The sequence below is a fragment of the Kibdelosporangium aridum genome (assembly GCF_900176515.1).
Lineage (GTDB): Bacteria > Actinomycetota > Actinomycetes > Mycobacteriales > Pseudonocardiaceae > Kibdelosporangium > Kibdelosporangium aridum.
In genome coordinates this window covers 1,282,173-1,297,957 of the sequence record NZ_FWXV01000002.1, presented here as the reverse complement: position 1 = coordinate 1,297,957, position 15,785 = coordinate 1,282,173, and the positions used below count along the sequence as shown (strand labels likewise).

12 protein-coding genes are annotated in these 15,785 nt (G+C 66.0%); 5 read left to right on the top strand and 7 right to left on the bottom strand.

Going from position 1 to position 15,785, the window contains the following annotated elements:
- Window positions 1–59: 59 nt before the first annotated feature.
- The 3 genes from B9C43_RS15690 to B9C43_RS15680 are packed head-to-tail and all read left to right on the top strand — an operon-like array spanning window position 60 to window position 3,557.
- Window positions 60–830 carry a deoxyribonuclease IV gene (locus B9C43_RS15690; RefSeq protein ID WP_033380204.1) on the top strand — a complete coding sequence of 257 codons (771 nt, stop codon included), beginning with the start codon at window positions 60–62 and terminating at the stop codon, window positions 828–830.
- 45 nt (window positions 831–875) lie between these two features.
- Window positions 876–2,300, top strand: a complete 1,425-nt coding sequence (locus B9C43_RS15685; RefSeq protein WP_407657094.1) for a glycosyltransferase family 87 protein — start codon at window positions 876–878, stop codon at window positions 2,298–2,300.
- 57 nt (window positions 2,301–2,357) lie between these two features.
- Window positions 2,358–3,557: an SGNH/GDSL hydrolase family protein gene (locus tag B9C43_RS15680; RefSeq protein WP_084427137.1), complete on the top strand. Its 1,200-nt coding sequence runs from the start codon at window positions 2,358–2,360 to the stop codon at window positions 3,555–3,557.
- Here B9C43_RS15680 and B9C43_RS15675 read toward each other — a convergent pair.
- The 3 genes from B9C43_RS15675 to B9C43_RS15665 all read right to left on the bottom strand — a co-directional run bounded on the left by B9C43_RS15675 (window position 3,517) and on the right by B9C43_RS15665 (window position 8,265).
- The gene (locus B9C43_RS15675) at window positions 3,517–5,043 is read right to left on the bottom strand and encodes a glycosyltransferase family 87 protein (protein WP_033380205.1); all 1,527 of its coding nucleotides are present in this window, start codon (window positions 5,041–5,043) and stop codon (window positions 3,517–3,519) included. The genes B9C43_RS15680 and B9C43_RS15675 overlap by 41 nt on opposite strands.
- A gap of 38 nt (window positions 5,044–5,081) precedes the next feature.
- On the bottom strand, window positions 5,082–7,787 hold the full coding sequence (locus B9C43_RS15670; RefSeq protein WP_084427135.1) for a transglycosylase domain-containing protein: 2,706 nt from the start codon (window positions 7,785–7,787) through the stop codon (window positions 5,082–5,084).
- A gap of 73 nt (window positions 7,788–7,860) precedes the next feature.
- Window positions 7,861–8,265 (bottom strand): DUF5318 domain-containing protein, encoded by a 405-nt coding sequence (locus B9C43_RS15665; RefSeq protein WP_160096531.1) that lies wholly within the window; start codon window positions 8,263–8,265, stop codon window positions 7,861–7,863.
- 191 nt (window positions 8,266–8,456) lie between these two features.
- Here B9C43_RS15665 and B9C43_RS15660 point away from each other — a divergent pair, with 191 nt between their 5' ends.
- Window positions 8,457–8,999 (top strand): PadR family transcriptional regulator, encoded by a 543-nt coding sequence (locus B9C43_RS15660; RefSeq protein WP_033380211.1) that lies wholly within the window; start codon window positions 8,457–8,459, stop codon window positions 8,997–8,999.
- Window positions 9,000–9,065: 66 nt separating this feature from the next.
- Window positions 9,066–10,148 (top strand): inositol-3-phosphate synthase, encoded by a 1,083-nt coding sequence (locus B9C43_RS15655; RefSeq protein ID WP_033380206.1) that lies wholly within the window; start codon window positions 9,066–9,068, stop codon window positions 10,146–10,148.
- A gap of 43 nt (window positions 10,149–10,191) precedes the next feature.
- On the opposite strand, the gene B9C43_RS15650 is transcribed toward B9C43_RS15655, so the two are convergent.
- The 4 genes from B9C43_RS15650 to B9C43_RS15635 all read right to left on the bottom strand — a co-directional run bounded on the left by B9C43_RS15650 (window position 10,192) and on the right by B9C43_RS15635 (window position 15,781).
- Window positions 10,192–12,231, bottom strand: a complete 2,040-nt coding sequence (locus B9C43_RS15650) for a PhoX family protein (RefSeq protein ID WP_084427133.1) — start codon at window positions 12,229–12,231, stop codon at window positions 10,192–10,194.
- Between the two features lie 163 nt (window positions 12,232–12,394).
- Window positions 12,395–14,428, bottom strand: coding sequence for a PhoX family protein (locus B9C43_RS15645; RefSeq protein ID WP_084427131.1), 2,034 nt, complete (start codon window positions 14,426–14,428; stop codon window positions 12,395–12,397).
- A 94-nt stretch (window positions 14,429–14,522) separates the two neighbouring features.
- Window positions 14,523–15,308 (bottom strand): hypothetical protein, encoded by a 786-nt coding sequence (locus B9C43_RS15640; RefSeq protein WP_084427129.1) that lies wholly within the window; start codon window positions 15,306–15,308, stop codon window positions 14,523–14,525.
- Window positions 15,308–15,781, bottom strand: coding sequence for an RNA polymerase sigma factor (locus tag B9C43_RS15635; RefSeq protein WP_235038628.1), 474 nt, complete (start codon window positions 15,779–15,781; stop codon window positions 15,308–15,310). The genes B9C43_RS15640 and B9C43_RS15635 overlap by 1 nt, the downstream gene beginning before the upstream one ends.
- Between the last annotated feature and the right edge of the window lie 4 nt (window positions 15,782–15,785).

The window sequence follows — 15,785 nt, the reverse complement described above, 5'->3', positions numbered from 1 at the left end:
CCCCCGGCCGACCCACCACCGGGACGTTTGCTATTGAACGGCGACTACGCTCGCTGGCCATGCGCATAGGTGCCCATGTCCGCGACGACGACCCGCTCGCCGCCGCGCGAGAGCGTGGCGCCGAGGTGGTGCAGTTCTTCCTGGCTGACCCCCAGTCGTGGAAGAAGCCGCCCGAGCACCCGCACGCTGAGGCGCTGCGGGCGACTGACCTTGACGTCTTCGTCCACTCGCCCTACCCGGTGAACATCGCGTCGATGAACAACCGGATCCGGATCCCGTCGCGCAAGACCGTGACGCAGCACGCCGAGGGCGCCGCCGCGATCGGTGCGAAGGGCCTGATCGTGCACGGCGGGCACGTGACCAAGGGCGAGGACCCGGCGGCCGGTATCGAGAACTGGAAGAAGTTCTTCGAGCGGCAGGCCAAGGACGGCGGCTTCCCGCTGCCGATCCTGATCGAGAACACCGCGGGCGGCGACAACGCCATGGCCCGCCGGTTCGACATGCTGGCCAGGCTGTGGGACGCCGTCGGTGAGTTCGACGCAGGCTTCTGCCTCGACACGTGTCACGCCTTCGCCGCTGGTGAGGAGCTGGTCGGCATCGTCGACCGGGTCAAGGCGATCACCGGCCGCATCGATCTTGTGCACTTGAACAACTCGCGGGACGAGTTCGGTTCGTCACGTGATCGGCATGCGAACATCAGTACTGGCACCATCGAACCGGAGGTGCTCGCGGCGGTCGTCGCCGCGGCAGGTGCCCCGGTCGTGGTCGAGACACCGTCCGACGGCCAGGCGGAGGACATCGCGTTCCTGCGCCAGGCGCTTGGTGGGTGACCAAGGGTGCGTCCGGGTCAGGTGTCCGAGGAGGCGGAGAGGTCGGTGGGCCGGCAGGAGGCCAGTGAGCCTGCGTCCCACGAGTCGCGGTCCGGCAACGTCGTACGGTTCGGCCGGTTCGCACTGGCACTGATGGTGTTCCTGTGCGGTGTGACCTTGCTGCTCGGGTTCGCCAACAAGGACAGGTGCACCGGTCCGCAGTTCGACCAGTGGGGCCGCAGCGAACCGAACTTCACCCAGCGCGCCCGCGATGACGCTTGTTACTCCGACATCCAGTACCTGTGGATGGGCCGGGACATCGACCGGCACGTCTTTCCCTATATCCACGGCGGGATCAACGCCAAGGGCGAACTGACCGGCGGCACGGTCGAATACCCGGTGCTGACCGGTGTGGTGATCTGGCTGGGCGCGCTGTTCGCCGACACCGACGCCGGGTTCCTGCTCGGCTCGGCCATCCTGATGGCGCCGTTCGGCCTGGTCACCGCCTGGATGCTGGGCAAGCTCTCCCGGTGGCGTGCGCTTCTGTGGAGCATCGGCCCGCCGCTTGTGCTGTACGCCTTCCACAACTGGGATCTGCCGGTTGTGCTGTGCGCGGTCGCGGCCGTGTACGTGATGCATCGCGGCTGGGGTAAGGCCGGTGCCAACCGGCCGTTGATGGAACGGGCCACGTTCGCGGCGATCCTGCTTGGCCTCGGCTTCACCTTCAAGCTCTATCCGGCGATCTTCGTGCTGCCGTTGATGCTGTACGTGCTGACCGGCGGCCGCTCCGGCCAGGAACTGCCGCCGGACAGGCAGTACGACGTCAAGGGCATGTTCAAGATCGCCGGGGTGGCGCTGCTGACCGCGGTCCTGGTGAACCTGCCGTTCGCGCTGGCCGGGTTCGAGGGCTGGCGGGCGTCGTTCACGTTCCAGGGCCTGCGGCAGGCCGACATCACCACGAACTCGTTCTGGTTCTGGGGTTTCCGGCCGGAGTCGGATCCGAAGAACGTCGAGTTCCAGGACATGGTCACGCTGTGGTCGCCGATCCTGGTGCTCGCCTCGTTCGCGCTGGCGCTCTACCTGGGCTGGCGGCGCTACAAGCGCGAGGGCACATATCCGTGGATCGCGGTGTCCGCCGCGATGTTGTGCGGGTTCCTGTTGCTGCACAAGGTCCACTCGCCGCAGTACACGCTATGGCTGGTGCCGATGTTCGTGCTGCTGCGCGTGCACCTCGGCTGGGCGATCGCGTACTACATCGCGGACTTCGCGATGGGCGTCGGGATCTTCAAGTGGTACCACGCGATCGACGTCAACAAGGCGACCACGATCTACGACGGGTTCACCGCCCAGGCGGTGATGATCGGCGTGTGGGGCCGGGCAGCGCTGCTGGTCGGTTTGTTCATCGCGTTCCTGAACGCGAGATCCACGGTGGATGACCCGGTTCCGGACGACTTCCTGCCCGGCGTGCCGAAGCCGGCCACGCTCAGTTAGCCAAAATCAGCCGTTCGGCGGTGGCACCTGGATCAGCCGAGCCAGCAAGTTGATCTGATGAGACGACTGCTGGCTGTGGGCATGGCGGCTGCCGCGACGATCGGCCTGGTGGCGACGTCCAGCGGCGCCCAAACTCCGGGCGGGTGGGTCGGCACGTGGGCGGCGTCGCCCGCGTCGGGTGTGCCCAACACCGAGAACGGCTATCCGAACTTCTCCATCCGCAACGTGGTGCACACCAGTGTCGGCGGCGGCACTGTCCGAGTGCGACTGTCCAATACGTTCGGTACGAAACCCTTGCAGTTAGGGCAAGTCACGGTCGCTGTCGCGGCCGAGCCGAACAGTCCGCGGGCCGTGCCGGGCACGGTGCGGACGTTGAAGTTCGGCGGTTCGCAGACGATCACCGTGCCGCCCGGCGCCGAAGTGCTGACCGACGCGGCCGTCCTGCGCGTGCCTGAGGACTCGGATCTGCTTGTCACGACATACGTTCCGACGCCGTCCGGCCCGGTCACGTACCACCCGGCCGCGCTGCAGACCTCGTTCTTCAACCGCACAGGCAACTTCACGACCGACGAGTCGGGTACGCCCTACAACGAGCGCACGAACGTCTGGCATTACGTCAGCGGCGTGGATGTCCAAGGCTCGACCGCGACCGCCTCGGTGGTCACGCTCGGCGACTCGATCACCGATGGCGTCGGCTCGACCGCGGGGGCCAACCGCCGCTGGCCGGACGTGCTCGCCGACCGGCTCAAGGCCAGCAAGCGCAGGCTCGGCGTGCTCAACGCGGGCATCAGCGGCAACCGGTTGCTGCTGGACGGAACCGACTTCGGCCGCAACGCACTGGCCAGGCTGGATGAGGACGTGCTGAGCCTCGGCGGGGTACGCACGCTGATCGTGCTGGAAGGCATCAACGACATCCAGCAGACGCCGCACCAGACCGATCCCGAGCAGATCATCAACGCCTACAAGCAGATCATCGCGCAGGCCAAGGCCAGGGGGATCCGGGTCATCGGCGGCACGATCACCCCGTTCAAGGGCTGGCGTGTCTGGAACGAGACGTTGGAAGCCACGCGTCAAGCGGTGAACACGTTCATCCGCACCGGCGGCGCCTTCGACGGCGTGATCGACTTCGACGCCGCGATCCGGGACACCCAGGATCCGCTGCGGATGAAGCCGGAGTTCGACACCGGCGACCACCTGCACCCGAATGACGCGGGACTCAGGGCGATGGGTGAAGCCGTGCCGCTCGCCTTGCTTTGAGCCGGAACTTGTCGTCGGCCCCGTCGAGCACACCGCCGGCGGGGTCGTCGTCACCGAACTTCCGCACCAGGTCGCGCTCGGGGTGGTAGATCTCGTAGACCACAACGGCGCACACAGCGATCACCACGAGGTCGCGCACGACAACCGCGCCGAGGAACCACTCGACCGGCAGGCCTTTGTGGTCGACGCCGAGGTAGTACATCATCCGCGGCACCCAGATCAGCGCGTCCACGGCCATCCACGCCAACAGGATCTTCCAGCGGGGCAAGGCGAGTACGGCCAGCGGCACGAGCCACAGCGAGTACTGCGGACTCCACACCTTGTTGATCAGCAGGAACGACGCCACGAGCAGAAAACCGAGCTGCGCCAACCGTGGACGGGTGGGTGCGGACAACGCCATCCACCCGACCGCCGCGCACGCGATCAGGAACAGGATCGCGGTCACGGTGTTCAACACGGCCGGCGTTTCCCACGGGCCCAATGGCCCGTCGAAGCCGAGCCAGCCCGAGAACCCGGAGATCACGTTGTAGATCGAGTCGGTGTCCGCGGCGCGTGCGGTGTTGCGCCGGAAGAACTCCCACCAACCTTCGGGGTACTGCCAGGCGATTGGCGCGTTCACCGCAAGCCATGTCGCCAACGCCGCGACGGTGGTCCGTTGCCACTCGCGTAGTTTCCCGGTTCTCAGGCACAGCACGAACAACGCGCCGAGCAAGAACAACGGATAGAACTTGGCCGCACCGCCAAAACCGATCAACACACCAGCCAACACCGGCTTACGCCGTGCCCACGCCAGCATCCCGGCCGCGGCCGCCGCGGTTGCCAGTGCGTCGAAGTTGGTGAACGCGTGCACCAGGACCAGCGGTGAAGCCGCGACGAGGATCGCGTCCCATGGCCGTCGGCGCGCGGTCCGCATGGTCGCCCATACCGTGATCAGCCACGCCAGGGCGAGCCAGAAGGCGGTGATGTTGAAGTAGACCGCGACCGGCAACGCGCTCAGCAGGCCGAGGTCGAGCCAGCCTGCGGCCAGTTTCGCGTTGATCCATTGGAACAACCCGGTGACCACCGGGTACTCCATGTACCGGGTCTGCTGGGTCGGCTTGCCCTCGTCGTCGATCCAGCTCGTCTTGTACGGGAACGTGTCCGGCTTGTCGAGCTGCTCGGCGGTGTAGAGCGGGACGACATCGGAGTAGCACATCGCGATGTACGGCCGCGCGGTCCGCCAGTCCAGCTCGAACTGGCCCTGGTCGTTGGTGTACTGCTGGATGCAGGCCGCCTTGCCGAACCAGCTCACGGTCAGCGCGAGCACGCCGATCAGCAAGGCGATCCGCAGCGGTGTCCAGAACCACTGCCGACCCACCTGCGCGTGCCGCCCGAGCGGACCGCCTATCGTGCCTGCCGCACTCTTGGCCAGTGGTCCGGTCCGGGTGGGAGCGACTCGCTCGGTCGGATCGAGCGAGTCGGTGTCACCTGTTTCGTCGGACTGCACGCGCGAGATGCTACGTGGGTTGGATCATTCGGTGTGGGCTAGCCGGTGGGTTGCCCGAAATCGTCGTTGTCGCCGCCGCCACCGCCGCCGCCCTGGCCGGGAGGGTCAACCCGGCCGGTGGGGAAGATGCCGGTGTTCGTCTTGGTCGACTTCGGCGGGCTGCTTGGTTCGCCCGACTGCGAGTTGTTGCTCGACGACGAAGGCGTTGACGACGGCGTGCTCGACGACGACTGGTTGTTGTTCTTGTTCTCGTCGCTGTTGCGCGTCTGGGTCACGGCCTGGTCAGGGGACAAACCGATGGGCACGTACTTGGGGAAGTTCTTCTTCTCCTTGCCCTTCAGGTACAGGTCCATGAACTTCTTCCAGATATCGCCTGGCAGACCGCTACCGAAGATCACCTTGTTCTGCTTGTTCCGCAGTGCCGAGTTGTCGTCGGAGCCGACCCACACCGCCGCGGAGATCTGCGGGGTGTAGCCGACCATCCACGCCGCACAGTTGTCGCTCTTGTTGGTCTTCGCCGTGTCGGCGCAACCGTGGGTACCGGTCTTGCCGGCGCACTGACGGCCCTCGATGCACTTCAGCGCACCGCCGCGGGTCGAGTTGACCACCGGGATCAGCGACTCGGTCACGTTCCTGGCGATCTTCGCGTTCAGCGCGGGGTCGGTCTTGCTGAACGCGGGCTGCGGTTTGCCCAGCGACTCGTCGCCGTCGAAGATGAGCTCGTCGCCGTTGTTCGGGTTGGTCACCTTGGCCACGATGTGCGGCGTCCGCTTGGTGCCGTTGGCGGCGAACGTCGCGTAGGCGCCTGCCATGTCGATCGGCCGGGCCACGTACTTACCACCGCCGATGGAGATGTTCAGGTCCGGGTTCTGCTCGAGCGGCATGCCCTTCTGGCCGACGTTCTGCGGGATGCCCGCCTCGATCGCGGCCGTTGCCACCGCCTTCAAGCCGGTCTCGTTGTACGCGATGTCGGCGAACACGGTGTTGATCGACAACTCCATGGCCTTGGCCACCGAGCACCGCTCACCGCAGTCGTCGTTGCCCTCGGAGTTGTTGATCGTGATCCCGCCGAACTTCCGGCCGGACGTGCCGTCGAACGTCTCACCGAGGCCCTTGCCCTTGTGCAGCAGGGCGACCAGGTCGAACGGCTTGAACGACGAACCAGGGTTCTGCCAGGAGCGTGCGAAGTCGATGCCGTTCTTGGCTTCGTTGAACCCGTAGTAGGCGACGATCCGGCCCGTGTTCGGATCCACGGCCACGAGCGCCTTCCGGAGGTTCTCCGGCTGGCCTTTCATGACCGCCTCAGACGCTTCCTTCGCCGCCTCCTGGGCTGCCGGATCGATGGTGAGCTCGACCTTGTAGCCGTTCCTGTTGATCTCTTCTTCGGAGATGCCCGCGTTTTCCAGTTCGCGCTTGGCCTGCGCCCAGATGAACTGCTTGTCCGCGGTCATCCCCGGGTTGGCCGCTGTCTCGTCGGCCATCGGCGGGAACGTCGCGCTCGCTCGCTTGGCCGGGTCCATCCACTTGTTCTCGACCAGCTTGTTCATCACGTAGTTCCAGCGCTGCTCGACCCATTCCGGGTCGCCGCCCGCGCGGCCAGGCTGCTGGATCACACCGGCGAGCGTCGCCGCCTCGATGTCCGTGATCTGGTCAAGAGGCTTGTCGTAGTAGGCCTTCGCCGCCGCGACGATGCCGTACGCACCCTTGCCGAAGTAGATGGTGTTCAGGTACCCGGCGATGATGTCTTCTTTGTCCGTCGTGTTGGACAACTTGTACGCGGTGACGAGCTCGAGAGCCTTACGGGTGAGGGTCTTGTCCTCGTTGCCGGTGGCCTTCTTGACGTACTGCTGGGTGATGGTCGAACCACCACCGCCGCCACCGGTCAGGTTGTTCCAGACCGCACGCATGATCGACGTGATGTCGAAGCCCTCGTTGGTCTCGAAGGTGGCGTCCTCGGCCGCGTACACCGCCCGGCGCACCTGGACCGGGATATCAGCGGCCTTCACCAGGGTGCGGCGCCCTTTCGGCGCGACGGTCGCGAAGTTGTCACCGTTGGCGTACTTGATCTCGACGGTCTTGTCGAGCTGGTCGGCCAGCCGCTCCGGGTTGGGCACGTCGACGATCTGGTACGCGACGAAGAACGCGACCAGCGGGCCGATCAACATCAATGCGACGAAGACATAACTGACCCGGCGGACCCGCTTCCAGATCTTCTTCCGCCGCAGACGGCGCGCCTCATCGTCACCGAGGACCGGCTCGTCATACTGGCTGTCCGGATCGTCGTAGTCGTACCCGTCATCGAACTCGCGGTGGGTGAGCAGCTCAGGCTCGGGCGTGGTACGAGTACGCCCGCTTGCGCCGTGCAACGGGTTGACGACATCGGTCGGCTGATCGGCCGGAGTGCTTTGCGGAACCCGTACAGTCTGCTGGCCGGCTGGGCCCATCGGCGGGCGGGCACCCGGCGGCACCGGCTGACCTGGCCGTGGACCACCTGGTGGTCTGCCGGGCGGCCGGGGCGGTCCGCCTCGTGCGGCCGAAGCGTTCATCGGTGGTCGCGGTGGAGCCTGGCGCTCAGGGGGCGCTTCCGTCGGCCACTGGGGCTGCTGCGGCGCGGGTGCGTCATCGTCGTCGAAGGACGGCTGCCAGAACCCAGTGCTCTCCTGGGACTGTTCCTGGCGACGCCCACGCCTGCCGGCGTCCGGGTCGTCACCCGTGGGCCATTGCGGGTCTCTGTGGTCGTTCACGAATGATGGGCCTTCCAGACGTCCGCGAGCTTGCGGAGCAGTTTGTGACGAAACAAGTGCGTTTGCAACCGCCTCACTCCGCCACGGTCCTCCTGCGTGGCTTGCCGGAACGCAGACCACGCGTTCCCAAGACGTATGACTGCACTAGGTGGTTCCATGAACATGTGCGGCAAACTTCTACCGCATACACGGTGAACTCCTCGTAGAGGTTCGCCAGTTTGGCAAGTTCTTCGGGAGTACGCGCGGATCCGGACGCGTGCTTGAGCTCGTCTCCGTAGATCCACGACACCAGCGTGAGCGGTTCCTTGCGGCACACCGGACATTGCACATCCGTCGGCTGACCGTGGAACTTCGCAGCTCGGAGCAGGTATGGGCTGGCGTCGCAGACCTCCATGGTGCCGACCCGGCCGGAATAGACCTCGGCCAGCAGCGCACGGCGCTGCAGCGCATAGTCCACGACCTGACGTTGGGTCCGCACATCGGACAGACTACGTGCCTCGTGCTGAGGACCGTTGCGCCGTTCAGCGCAGCAGGCCAATGTCAGGCCTTCGACCTGCGGATCAAGGTGGAGGTGTCGATTGCCACAGGCTCATGTCGTTGAATCTGCGCCCGATGTATCGCGACGATATAATCAGTCGGTAGGTCACCGTGCCAGGAGAGGAGGTCTCGGTGCTTGAGTTCGCCATCCTCGGGCTCCTGCACGAGGCCTCGATGCACGGCTACGAGCTGCGCAAACGCCTCTTCGACCTGCTCGGCACCCTGCGTGCCTTCTCCTACGGATCGCTGTACCCGACTTTGCGCCGGTTGCAACGCGCCGGCTGGATCGTCGAGGAAGATCCGGACGAGAACCGCACGTGGGGCCGTCGCGCGAAGCGTGTCTACAAGCTGACCGCGGACGGCAAGGAACGGTTCGCCGAACTGCTGGCCGACGCCGGTCCCCAGACTTGGGACGACGAGGGGTTCGGCGTCCACATGGCGTTCTTCTCCCGGACACCCGCCGAAGTCAGGATGCGGATCCTGGAAGGCCGCCGCAGGCGGGTCGAGGAACGCAGGGAAGGCCAGCGCTCCGCGCTTGCGCGGATGGGCGAACAGATCGACCGGTACACCCGCGAGCTGCATCGGATGGGATTGGAAAGCAGCGAACGCGAGGTCCGGTGGCTCAACGAGCTGATCGCCGAGGAGCAGCGCGAGCAGGACGGCGGCGCGCTGTGAGACGGCGCAAACACCAGTGACGGCAGCTGAAGGCGCCGTCAGCGGAAAAGGATAAGGAGAACCGGCATGGGCCAAAGCGTGAAAGTGGCCATCGTCGGCGTCGGCAACTGCGCGGCTTCGCTGGTGCAGGGCGTCCACTACTACCGCGACGCCGATCCCGCCACCCGCGTGCCCGGCCTGATGCACGTGCGGTTCGGCGAGTACCACGTCGGTGACGTCCAGTTCGTCGCGGCGTTCGACGTGGACGCCAAGAAGGTCGGGCGTGACCTGTCCGAAGCCATCGTGGCCAGCGAGAACAACACCATCAAGATCTGCGACGTGCCCCCGCTCGGGGTGACCGTGCAGCGCGGCCACACGCTCGACGGGCTGGGCGAGTACTACCGCGAGATCATCACCGAGGCCGACGAGGACCCGGTCGACGTGGTGAAGGTGCTGCGCGAATCCGGCGCCGACGTACTCGTGTCCTATCTCCCGGTCGGATCCGAGGACGCCGACAAGTTCTACGCCCAGTGCGCGATCGACGCGGGTGTCGCGTTCGTCAACGCACTGCCGGTGTTCATCGCCTCCGACCCCGAGTGGGCCGAGAAGTTCCGTGCCGCGGGCGTGCCGATCGTCGGCGACGACATCAAGTCGCAGGTCGGCGCGACCATCACGCACCGGGTGATGGCGAAGCTGTTCGAAGACCGCGGTGTCGAGCTGCTGCGGACCTACCAGCTGAACTTCGGCGGAAACATGGACTTCATGAACATGCTGGAGCGCAAGCGCCTGCAGTCCAAGAAGATCTCCAAGACCCAGTCGGTCACGTCGCAGATCCCGCACGAGATGGAGAAGGCCGACGTGCACATCGGCCCGTCCGACCACGTGCCGTGGCTGGACGACCGCAAGTGGGCCTACGTGCGGCTGGAGGGCCGGTCTTTCGGCGACACCCCGCTGAACCTCGAGTACAAGCTCGAGGTCTGGGACTCGCCCAACTCGGCGGGTGTGATCATCGACGCCATCCGGGCCGCCAAGATCGCCAAGGACCGCGGCATCGGCGGGCCGATCAACTCGGCCTCGTCCTACTTCATGAAGTCCCCGCCCGTGCAGTACTCGGACTCCGAGGCCTACGACGCGGTCGAGGCGTTCATCCGCGGCGACGTGGAGCGCTGACAACGAAAGGCCCCCTCGGCTTCGAGGGGGCCTTCCGGTTACGTCAGTCGCAGATGTTGCCGCGGCGCGGCCAGATCGCGGCCACGGACGGCCGGGGCTGGCTGGTGCCGCCGTCCGGCCAGTGCGACAACGGGTTGTCGGCGCTGGCGTTGGTCAGCTCACCCGGGTGCTGGACCGACACGAGGACGAAGTTGTCCTCGATGACCGGGCCGCAGGTCTCCGCGCCCTTGGGCACGGTCAGGAACTGCTTGACCCGGCCCCGGTAGCGACCCTCGGTCGGCACGGCGAACAGGCCGTCGTTGGACTTCAGGGCGTTGCCGTCGGTGGAGATCCACAGGTTGCCCTTGCGGTCGAACGCGACGTTGTCCGGGCACGAGATCGGGCTGACCTGGGTCTTGTCGTAGCCGCCGAAGTAGGTGTCCGGAGACGCCGGGTCACCGCAGACCAGGAACAACTTCCACGAGAACTTCGTGGCAGTGGCGTCGTTGTTGCGCTCTTCCCACTCCAGCACGTGGCCGTGCTTGTTGTTGATCCGCGGGTTGATCTCGGTCGGGCCTTCCTTGCCCGCCGCGACACCACGGTCGGTGTTGTTGGTCAGGGCGGCGTAGACGCGGCCGGTCTTCGGGTTCGGCTCGATGTCCTCGGGGCGGTCCATCTTGGTGGCGCCCACCTTGTCAGCGGCCAGGCGCGTGAAGACGTAGACCTCCTCGGCGGTGAAGCCGTCCACAAAGGACTTGTCGCCGCTGGCCAGCGGGATCCACTCGCCGGTGCCGTCGAACTCGCCGTCGGACGGCAGCTTGCCGGTGCCGTCGATCTCCGCAGCCGGGCTGTCACCGGTGAACTTGGCGACGTACAGCGTGCCCTCGGACAGCAGCTTCTTGTTCTCCTCGCGCACCCGCTGGCTGTTGCCGTGCTTCATGCGGTTCTTCGAGACGAACTTGTAGATGTAGTCGAAGCGCTCGTCGTCACCCATGTACACGACGACACGGCCGTCACGTGCGACGCGGACGTTGGCGCCCTCGTGCTTGAAGCGGCCGAGCGCGGTGTGCTTCACCGGCGTCGAGTTCGGGTCGTTCGGGTCGATCTCGACGATGTAGCCGAACCGGTTGAACTCGTTGGGCTCCTTGGCGAAGTCGAAGCGCTTGTCGAACCGCTCCCACTTGCGTGTCGTCGACGCGCCGAGCTTGCCGTAGCGGGTTACGCGCGGGTCGGTCGACGCGGTGCCGCTGTTGGCGAAGTAGCCGTCGAAGTTCTCCTCGCCGGACAGGTACGTGCCCCACGGCGTGACGCCGCCAGCGCAGTTGCCGAACGTGCCGAAGACCTTGCGGCCGGTCTTGTCGACCGAGGTCTGCAGGTATTTGCTGCCCGCGGCCGGACCGGAGAACGCGAACTCGGTGGTGACGGTGATCCGGCGGTTGTAGTGCCGGTCCAGCTTGGCGACCAGCTTGCCGGACCAGAAGTCCTTCTCGACCACGACGACCGAGAAGCCGTGCGCCGCCCAACCGATCTTGACCTGCTCCTCGGTCGGGTTATCGGCCTTGTAGCCGGAGAACATGAAGGTCTCGGATGTGTACTCGTGGTTCGAGCCCATCAACCAGCGGTTCCAGCCCAGCGGGACCAGGCCGCAGAAGTCGTTGTTGTAGCCGAACTGCTTGGCCTGCGCGGCCGCGGTCTGCTTGTCGAAGTCGAACTTCGGCGCGCCGGGCAGCACCGCGTCGCCCCAGCGGATCACGATCGACTGGTCGTAGCCCTCCGGCGTGACGATCCGGTCCTCGGTGTTCGGCGCGACCGGGTCGAAGTTCAGCCCGTCGCGGCGGTCTGGCCGGCCACGGCCCTGGACTTCGGCGTCTTGCGCGGGCGCGGCGGCTGCCGTGCCACCGAGCGCGGTCATACCGGCGCCTGCCGCGGCGAGCACTGCGCCAGCCTTGAGCATGCCGCGGCGACGGACGACATCGCGGACGACGTCGCCGAAGTACTCGTTGTCGGAGGTGTTGGGTGCCTCATGGAAGCAGGCGTTGTTACAGCGGTACTGGCAGGTGATCGCCTGCCGCCCGTGGTGGTCTTGAGTGAGCAAAGGCAGCATGCGGCCAGGCTCGGGGCGTGATGACACGCGAGGCCTCCCGTACGAGGGTCAGTCCGGAACGGCTGAAACGTAAGCGCGATAAGGGTTGTTCAGCCGACATCCAGGTGAACGCGAGGCGAACAGCTGACGCCATCGCACGGGAGAATCGCCTGGTTACCTGGCGTTATGAGCCGATCTTCATCGGCCCGTGCCGTCCAGGCTTCCACACCGCGACGACCGATGGCCGTGGCTGGCTGTCACCACCGTCCGGCCAGTGCGACGCGGGCTTCTCCGCGCTGGCGCCGTCGACCTCGCCGGGGTGCTGCACGCAGACCGTGATCAGCCGCTCCTGCACGATCGGACCGCAGGTCTCCGCGCCCCTCGGCACGGTGAGGAACAGCTTGAGGTTGCCGCGTTCCGGACCGTCGACGGGCACGCCGTACAGGCCGTCGTTGATGCCCAGCGCGTTGGCCGAGTCGGTGGAGATCCAGAGGTTGCCGTACTGGTCGAAGGCGACGTTGTCCGGGCTGGAGATCGGGCTGACCTGATCCTTCGGGAAGCCCGCGAAGTACGTGTTCGGGTCGTTCGGATCACCGCACACCAGGAACAGCCACCACGTGAACCGCAGCGACAACGGGTCGTGCTCGGTCAGCTCAAGGACTTGACCGTGCTTGTTGTTGTTGCGCGGGTTCGGCTCGGTCGCGCTTTCCTTGCCCGGCGTGACACCACGTTCGACGTTGTTGGACAACGCCACGTAGACCTTGCCGGTCTTCGGGCTGGCCTCGACGTCCTCCGGACGGTCCATTTTGGTCGCACCGACCTTGTCCGCGGCCAGCCGCGTGAAAACGTAGACCTCCTCGGCGGTCATGCCGGGCACGAACGAGCGATTGCCGCTGGCCAGCGGAATCCACTCGCCGCTGCCGTCAAACCTCTTGTCGGACGGCAACTTCCCGGTGCCGTCGATCTCGCTGGGCGGGCTGTCACCGGTGAACCTGGCTACGTACAACGTGCCTTCGTCGAGCAAGGTCATGTTGTAGCGACGCGCGGTGCGGCTGTTGCCCTTGCGCATCTTGTTCTTGGACACGAACTTGTACAGGTACTCGAAGCGCTCGTCGTCACCGGAGTACGCGACCACGCGCCCATCGCGCGCGACGCGGATGTTGGCGCACTCGTGCTTGAAACGGCCGAGCGCGGTGTGCTTGACCGGCATCGACTCCGGGTCGTGCGGGTCGAGCTCGATGACGTAGCCGAACCTGTTGACCTCGTTCGGCTCCTGCACCATGTCGAACCGCTTGTCGAAGCGTTCCCATTTGCGGCTGGTCGCGCCGCTCGTGATGCCGTAGCGCGCGGCCCGCGACTTGACCGGCTCGGCGGTCTGACCGGCGTTGGCCCAGTACTGGTTGAAGTTCTCCTCGCCGGACAGGATCGTGCCCCACGGGGTCACGCCGCCCGCGCAGTTGTTGAGCGTGCCCAGCGCGACCGTGCCGGTCGGGTCGACCGATGTCTTGAGCAGGTCGCTGCCCGCGGCCGGGCCCGTGATCTTGAACGGTGTGGTCATCGTGATCCGCCGGTTCTGGCGCCCGATCACCGGCTTGAGCCTGCCCGAACCACGGACCTGCTCGACCTCGACGACCGACAGGCCGTGCGCCGCCCAGCCGATCTTGACCTGCTCCTCGGTCGGGTTGTCCGTCTTGTAGCCCTTGAACATGAACGTCTCGGACGTGTACTCGTGGTTGGTGACCAGCAGCTGGTTGCCGCCGTGGGTGGGCAGCAGCGCGGCGAAGTCGCAGTTGTATCCGAACTGCTTGGCTTGACCAGCCGCGGTCTGCTTGTCGAAGTTGAACTTCGGCGCGCCGGGCAGCACCGGGTCACCCCAGCGGATCACCACGGCCTGTTCGTAGCCCTTGGGCACGACCACGGCGTCCAGGGTGTTGGGTTGGACCCGCTCGAAGTTCAGGCCAGGGGTGCCTCTGCCGCGTTGTTCATCCGCCACGGCCGCCCCGCCGACACCGACCACACCGCTCGCGGCGAACGTGACCACAGCGCCCGCTTTGAGCGCTTTCCGCCGGTTGATCACGCTCGTGACGATGTCACCGAGGTACTCGTTCGCAGACGGGTTCGGCGCCTCGTGCGAGCAGGCGTTGCCGCAGCGGTACTCACAGGTCACCGCCGCCCGACGAGAAGGGTTGAGCAGGGGCAAAGGGATGCGTGGTGGCATCGTGAGCTCCTCCAGTCCGCTCGGAGGAGATCGACACTAAGCCCGTTCACGGTGAATAGGAACGACCGAACGTCGCCTTGTGTTCGCTATCGGTTCATTCGCCGTTCATCAGCGTCTTGTGGTCGCTGTCGAACACCGAGAACTGCTTGGGCGGGATGGTGGTGCCCATGTAGGCGACGAACAGCACGATGTCCTTGCCGGCGGCCTTGGTCTGCGTGTTGACGTAGCCGCCCTCGCGCCGGAGGAACATCATGCTGTCCGCGGGCTGGCTCATGGCATAGAGCCAGAGGCCCTTGCTGGTGGTACTCGGGACCTGCCAGCGGCCCCACTCGTACCTGCCCACTTTCGGCACGGTGAGCGGCATGCATTCTGGATCGCCGTACGCGGCCTGCTTCGGTCCGTTGATGACCGGGTTGTCCTCCGGAACCCTCGCCACGCACATCTGCCGGTAGTTCCGGTCCAGCTGCACGGTGTACGCGTACGTGAGCGTCGCTATCTTCCCGCCGGCCGCGAACACGGTGTCGATGTTCATCGGCTCGGTCAGCAGGATTTCCCCTTTGAGCGGGATGTACTCGGGCTTGTACCGCACCTCCGCGCTCGGCGGCAGCAGCTTTGTCGACTCCGGCGGGTTGGCCACCCACGGCAACGACCCAGCGGGCTCGACCGGCGCGTTGATCTGCTGGTTGATGATCACGACCGGGATCGCGATCAGCGCCACCACCGCCGCAGCCACGGCCGCCATAACAGCCGGCCGACGTCGATCTCGACGACTTTTCAGAGCCAGCCGACGCTGCTGTTCCTCCCACGCGCCGTGGCTCGGCGGCACCTCCTCGGCCATCTCGGTGAGTGCCGAGCGCAGCCGGTGCTCCAGCTCGTCCATCACCACTCCTCCAGGTGCTTGCGCAAGTTCGTCATCGCGTGTGACGTGGTCGCCTTGACCGTGCCGACCGCGACACCGAGCGTCTCGGCGATCGCGGCCTGGTCAAGGTCCAGCCAATAGCGCAACACCAGAACTTCTCGTTGTCTGCGGGAGAGCTTGCCCAGCGCCTCCCTGATCCGACTGTGTTCCTGCCGTGCCAGCGCATGGGACTCCGCCGACAACTCGTCGAGCATCACATCCGGCGGCGTCCTTCGCACAACGCGCAGGTGCCTGAGCCGCGACCGGCTCAGATTCACCACCATCGCCCGCAAGTACGGCAACGCCTTGCTGTCGTCGTACAACGTGTGCCAGCGATCATGCAGCCGAACGAACGCTTCCTGCGCGATGTTCTCCGGGTCATCGGCACCAAGCAGGTACGCGAGCCGCTTCATAGCCTCGAAGGACTCGTCGAACAGTGCCGAGAACGCCGCCATCGCG